At 42.4% G+C, this 5,412-nt stretch carries 6 protein-coding genes; 3 read left to right on the top strand and 3 right to left on the bottom strand.

The window, feature by feature from the left end:
• Together WBA23_RS15805 and erpA are read right to left on the bottom strand one after the other, a co-directional pair.
• The coding region (locus WBA23_RS15805) for a response regulator (protein ID WP_424583253.1) at positions 1–386 on the bottom strand (386 nt) is incomplete at its 3' end.
• 97 nt (positions 387–483) lie between these two features.
• Positions 484–810 carry an iron-sulfur cluster insertion protein ErpA gene (erpA, locus tag WBA23_RS15800; RefSeq protein ID WP_424583252.1) on the bottom strand — a complete coding sequence of 109 codons (327 nt, stop codon included), beginning with the start codon at positions 808–810 and terminating at the stop codon, positions 484–486.
• A gap of 204 nt (positions 811–1,014) precedes the next feature.
• Between erpA and mce the strand changes: the two genes are divergently transcribed.
• Entirely contained in the window at positions 1,015–1,422 is a 408-nt protein-coding gene (mce, locus tag WBA23_RS15795) for a methylmalonyl-CoA epimerase (RefSeq protein WP_424583251.1), read from the top strand.
• 24 nt (positions 1,423–1,446) lie between these two features.
• Positions 1,447–2,508, top strand: coding sequence for a thiamine-phosphate kinase (thiL, locus tag WBA23_RS15790; RefSeq protein WP_424583250.1), 1,062 nt, complete (start codon positions 1,447–1,449; stop codon positions 2,506–2,508).
• Between the two features lie 295 nt (positions 2,509–2,803).
• Here thiL and WBA23_RS15785 read toward each other — a convergent pair whose 3' ends face one another.
• Positions 2,804–3,166, bottom strand: coding sequence for a hypothetical protein (locus tag WBA23_RS15785; protein WP_424583249.1), 363 nt, complete (start codon positions 3,164–3,166; stop codon positions 2,804–2,806).
• Positions 3,167–3,323: 157 nt separating this feature from the next.
• On the opposite strand from WBA23_RS15785, the gene WBA23_RS15780 reads away from it, so the two are divergent.
• Positions 3,324–5,412, top strand: a 2,089-nt coding sequence (locus WBA23_RS15780) for a carboxypeptidase regulatory-like domain-containing protein (RefSeq protein ID WP_424583248.1), incomplete at its 3' end; no start/stop codon positions are given.

Below are 5,412 nucleotides of genomic sequence, written 5' to 3'. Positions count from 1 at the left end.
ACTAAAGAGAGGTTTTTTCGGGCATTGTTAATCGCGTGCAGTAGTCTCCCTTTGGTATCTTGATCTTTAGTGATGTAATCAAACGCTCCTAGTTTTAGGAGTTCTACTGCAGTACCAATATCTTCTTGCCCCGAAATTACGATGACAAAAATTGTAGAGTTATATGCTTTTATTTTTTCAAGCAGCTCTTTACCACTCATATCGGGCAAAGAGTAGTCTATTGTAACGATGCTAGGTTTTAGATGAAGATTGTCAAGGCATTCTTGACCCGTGGTATAAATATGGGTTTCAATATCAGGATTGAGCCCCAAAGTATACTCGAGAAACTTCTGGTAAGTAGGATCATCTTCTACCGCAAATACTTTGATACTCTCTTCTTGTAACATGATTTATTAGTTAGCAACAGTGAAGTGAGAAAAGAGCACAAAAAAAGCCAAAATCATAACGAATGATTCTGGCTTTGAGATGATTGTTGAAGAGTGATTACACCGAAAAGCTTTCGCCGCACCCACAAGTGCGAGATGCATTAGGGTTGATAAACTGAAACCCTTTCCCATTTAGGCCATCGGTAAAATCCAGGGTGGTACCCAACAAATAGAGCAGGCTTCTTTTATCTACCAGAACTTTAACTCCCTGGTCTTCGTATACCTGATCTCCGTCTTTAATCTGGCTATCAAACTCCAAATCGTACATTAACCCCGAGCATCCGCCTCCTCTCACAGCTACTCTCACATTATGGTTATCAGAGTGGCCCTCTTCTTCTCTCAAAGCACTGATTTTATTCCTCGCTTTATCTGTTATTTTAATCATGACAAAGAAACATTTATTCTATGTGAAATATCTCGTAAGTTTATCCCGAAACATACGTGTGTGCGACTAAACTAGTTTCGGAAATATAACAATACACCACTCGCGGTAAAAAACAAAATGCTAGTTAGCAAGGGTATAAACGTAGTAAACAGCATTGCACCTTGTTACCAATGAAAACCTACACCTGAAAAAAAAAGTTTCTCAATGATGCAACTAGAACATATTGGCATTGCGGTAGCAGATGCTCAAAAGGCCCAAGACTTATTCGACCGCTTGCTGGGAAAATCTGTTTACCGCAAGGAAACAGTTGAAACCGAACAAGTGACTACTTACTTCTACGATGCCGGAACAACTAAACTAGAACTATTGGTTGCTAGTGAAGAAGCTAGTGTAATTAACAAATTTATTGAAAAAAGAGGAGAAGGAATTCATCACTTAGCTTTTGAGGTAAGCGATATACACCAAGAAGTACAACGCCTTAAAGTAGAAGGGTTTATATTTATCAACGAAGTTCCGAAGGCCGGGGCAGATAATAAGCTTATCTGCTTTTTACATCCAAAAAGTACGAACGGCGTGCTGGTAGAACTTTGTCAATCAATCGTATCATCATAACGTACTGAATTTTAATTTACCACGATGTCTGATAATACTCCTCGAACTAATATTGAACAATTAGGTGAATTTGGCCTGATTGATAGAATTACGAAGTCCTTTAGTCCTCGTCACCCAGCTACTGTTTTAGGAATAGGTGACGATGCCGCTATTATTCAATCTAGTGAAGAACAACTAGTGATTACCAGCGATATGCTGCTGGAAGGTATCCATTTTGATTTAGCTTACATGCCCTTGGAGCATCTAGGCTATAAGGCGGTAGCAGTGAATATTTCCGATATAGCAGCCATGAACGCGATCCCAAAGCAAATCACCGTAAATCTAGGCTTAAGCAATCGGTTTTCAGTAGAAGCGGTAGAAACACTGTACCGTGGCATTGGTCACGCTTGCGAAAATTACAAAGTAGATTTGATAGGGGGGGATACTACCTCTTCGGCATCGGGGTTGGTAATTTCGGTAACAGCCGTAGGTGCTGCGCCCGGTAACTTAATCACCCGACGGAGTACGGTTCAAGAGAGCGATATAGTGTGTGTTACTGGCGACTTAGGGGGAGCGTATCTCGGCCTTCAAATACTAGCGCGTGAAAAGCAGGTTTACCTAGATACGCCCGATCAACAACCGCAGTTAGATAAGTATGATTACGTGGTGCGTCGCCAGTTGCGCCCTGAAGCCCGTATGGATTTAGTGTACGAATTGCGCGATGTAGGAGTTGTGCCGACCGGTATGATTGATGTTTCAGACGGGCTGGCTTCTGAACTATTTCACCTTAGTAAGCAGTCTAATGTAGGGTTCCGAATTTTTGAAGAAAATATTCCTTACGACCAGCAGACCTACGAAACGGCGGTTGAATTTCAGCTTAGCCCAATCACATGTGCCTTAAACGGAGGAGAAGATTATGAACTGTTATTTACGATCAGTCAGGCTGATTACGAGAAAATCAAAAATCAAGCAGATGTTCATAGTATTGGCTACGCTCAGAAGAAAGAAAGCGGACTACAGTTAGCGACCAAAGCCGGTCAATTGGTAGACTTGCAAGCGCAAGGTTGGAATCATTTTAATTCAGGAGACAAAGAGAGTAAGACTTAAGTGAAAAATAGCACCTGATAATCGCCTATTAGCAAGATATCTACAATTTAGCTAAAGCGTAAAACCCTTCACATAGATTTTAGTTAACTAATAATAAAACGTTCTTTCACCTTACTTTTTAAACTTATGACAACCTTATCAGTAATTTTTGGCTCTCTTCTTCTGCAAATAGGCGAACTAGCAGAAGGTATTTTTGAGGTCGGTTTTTGGGCAGCAATAATTTTAGTTGCCGTAGTTGGCTTGATTATTTTCTGGCTCGTAAAGAAGTTTCGCGGTTAGCCTTTGGCCGGGTTCACTAATCCTCTGGATAGGGGATAAATAAAAAATTAGTGAAGTCTTGGTCTACCACAAACAGGCAGCAAAATTCATCCGGATTTTTGTAGGCTTTCTTGAAATCATCTTCACTAGCAACCAACTTTCTTTGGACAAATTCATCGAGGTAAGTAACATTGTAGAACCAGTTGGTTGCCATTTCACCTCGCCCGATTAACAATTTACCAATAGGAATTTCTACTTTAGAAATAGGAAATACTGGAAAGTCAGAAAATCCGCGAGAGCGAATCTGATAAGAAGCTTCTTTCAAGGTATCGGCCACGGCTACAAAATCCTGAGAAATAGAGCCTAAGTATTTTCCGTTGAGATCGGGATTGTTTTCCATAATACAAATACTGTCTAAAAACTTGATAGTTTTCTACAAAGGTAACATTACTATTAAAATTATATTTTAGTACTGCCAGGTGGCGTTATTGCAACTTTATAAGTAAGTTAAACCTTTCGCTAAGACGCGGGTCTAACCGATTACATAACACATCGGAATGAAATACCTAGCGGCTCTTACTTTTTTGATAGTTGCTTCGACTGTAGAGGCCCAAACTTTTAAACTGCAAGGCGTGGTAGTCGATAGCATAGCCCAAGAGCCGCTTCCTGGAGCAACTATCGTTCTCTCCAGTGCAGATAGGGAGCAAAAATCAAAAGCTGTAGTTGCTAATGAGTTGGGTGGGTTTGCTCTTGAGAATCTCTTACCAACCGGGTATCAAATTCGTATCACCTACGTTGGCTACAAACCCTACGAAAAGTGGATTATGTTGCGGAGTGCTGATCGTAACTTAGGTGCAATCATCTTAGCTCCATCCATTCAAACACTTAAAGACGTAGAAATTAAAGGACAAGTACTTCCTACTGTTCAAAATGGTGATACGACTGAATATAACGCGGATGCTTTTAAGGTAAATCCAGATGCAGATGCGGCTGATCTTATCAAAAAAATGCCAGGTGTGGTGGTACAAAACGGGCAAGTACAAGCTCAGGGTGAAGATGTACAGCAAGTACTGGTAGACGGTAAAGAGTTTTTTGGCAACGATCCTACTTTAGCGTTGCGAACCCTGCCTGCTGAAATTATTGAAAAAATCCAGGTATACGACCGCCAGAGCGATCAGGCCCAATTTACCGGCTTTGACGATGGTGAAACAGCTAAGACCATTAATATTATCACCCGAACCGATAAGCGAAATGGCCAATTTGGTAAAGTTTACGCGGGTTATGGCTATGACGACAGATATCAGCTCGGCGGAAATATTAATATATTCGACGAAGACCGCCGAATTTCTATGATCGGTCAGGCTAACAATATCAATCAGCAGAACTTTGCTAATGAGGATTTACTAGGTGTAGTTAGCACTGGGGGCGGAAGCCAACGTAGAGGTTTTCGAGGGGGAAGACCCGGTGGGGGCGGCGCAGGTCCAGCGGCGGGACGAGGAGGACGTAATTCTAGTGGTAGCAATGCGAATGACTTTCTGGTAGGGCAGCAAAACGGTATTTCTACGACGAACGCTTTCGGATTAAATTACACTGATTCCTGGGGAGAGCGATGGGAAGCCAATGGTAGCTACTTTTTTAATAATAGCTCGAACGACGCAGTAGAATCACTGAACCGCACTTTCTTTCTTAATCAGGATGCTACCCAGGAGTATCAGGAGGAAAATCAGAACTACAGCAACAATTTTAATCACCGCTTGAATATGCGGATGACCTACCAGATTGATTCTCGCAATTCCCTAATTATTCAACCTCGGGTCAGTTTTCAGCAGAACCAATCCAACTCATTCCAAACCGGGGAAACTGAGCAAGCAGGAAGATTATTAAATCAGACGAATAATTCGTCTACCTCCGACATTGGCGGCTATAATTTCGCTAATAATTTATTGTTTCGCCATCGTTTTGAGAAACGTGGACGGACACTTTCGGCACGGTTGAGAACGGCTGTGAACCGGCAAGATGGATTCCAGTCACTTTTGGCGGAGAACCGCTCGTTCGGCTTGAACCAGAGCCTAAACGATACGATCAATCAGGAAACCGATTTTGTGCGGAATGGCTGGAATATGGGCGGTAACTTGGTCTATACTGAACCCCTGGGACCGGGTATGGTACAAATTTCGGCTGAAACCAATCGTCAGCGAGAATTCTCCGATAAGAGAACTTTTAATTTTAACGAAGCACTGCAAGAACATACGTTTCTAGACTCAGCTCTAAGTAACGAATTTGCCAGTATTTATCAGACCCAAGCCATAGGAACCGGTTATCGAATATTTTCTGGCAGTCGGCAATCCGGTGGCCGGCAATCCGGTGGCCGGCGAAACGGCGATCGGCGTACCGATGGTCAACAATCTAGCGAACGGCAACCAAATAACCGGCAACCCGGTAGTTTAATGGGTATGGTTAGCGTTAAGTACCAGTGGGCTAATTTACGAAGCGATCAGGTTTTTCCGGCTGAGAGTTTCATTGATCGCAACTTTGCCAATCTGCTCCCATCAGCTATGCTGCGATATAATATTACCGACAGCAAGAACATTCGTCTGTTTTATCGCACCAATACTCAAGCACCTTCGGTGACTCAATTGCAAGATG

This window comes from Tunicatimonas sp. (assembly GCF_049647865.1).
Taxonomy (GTDB): Bacteria; Bacteroidota; Bacteroidia; order Cytophagales; family Cyclobacteriaceae; genus Tunicatimonas.
Note: the sequence above shows the minus strand (reverse complement) of the source record. Positions and strands in the feature narration are given on the sequence as shown.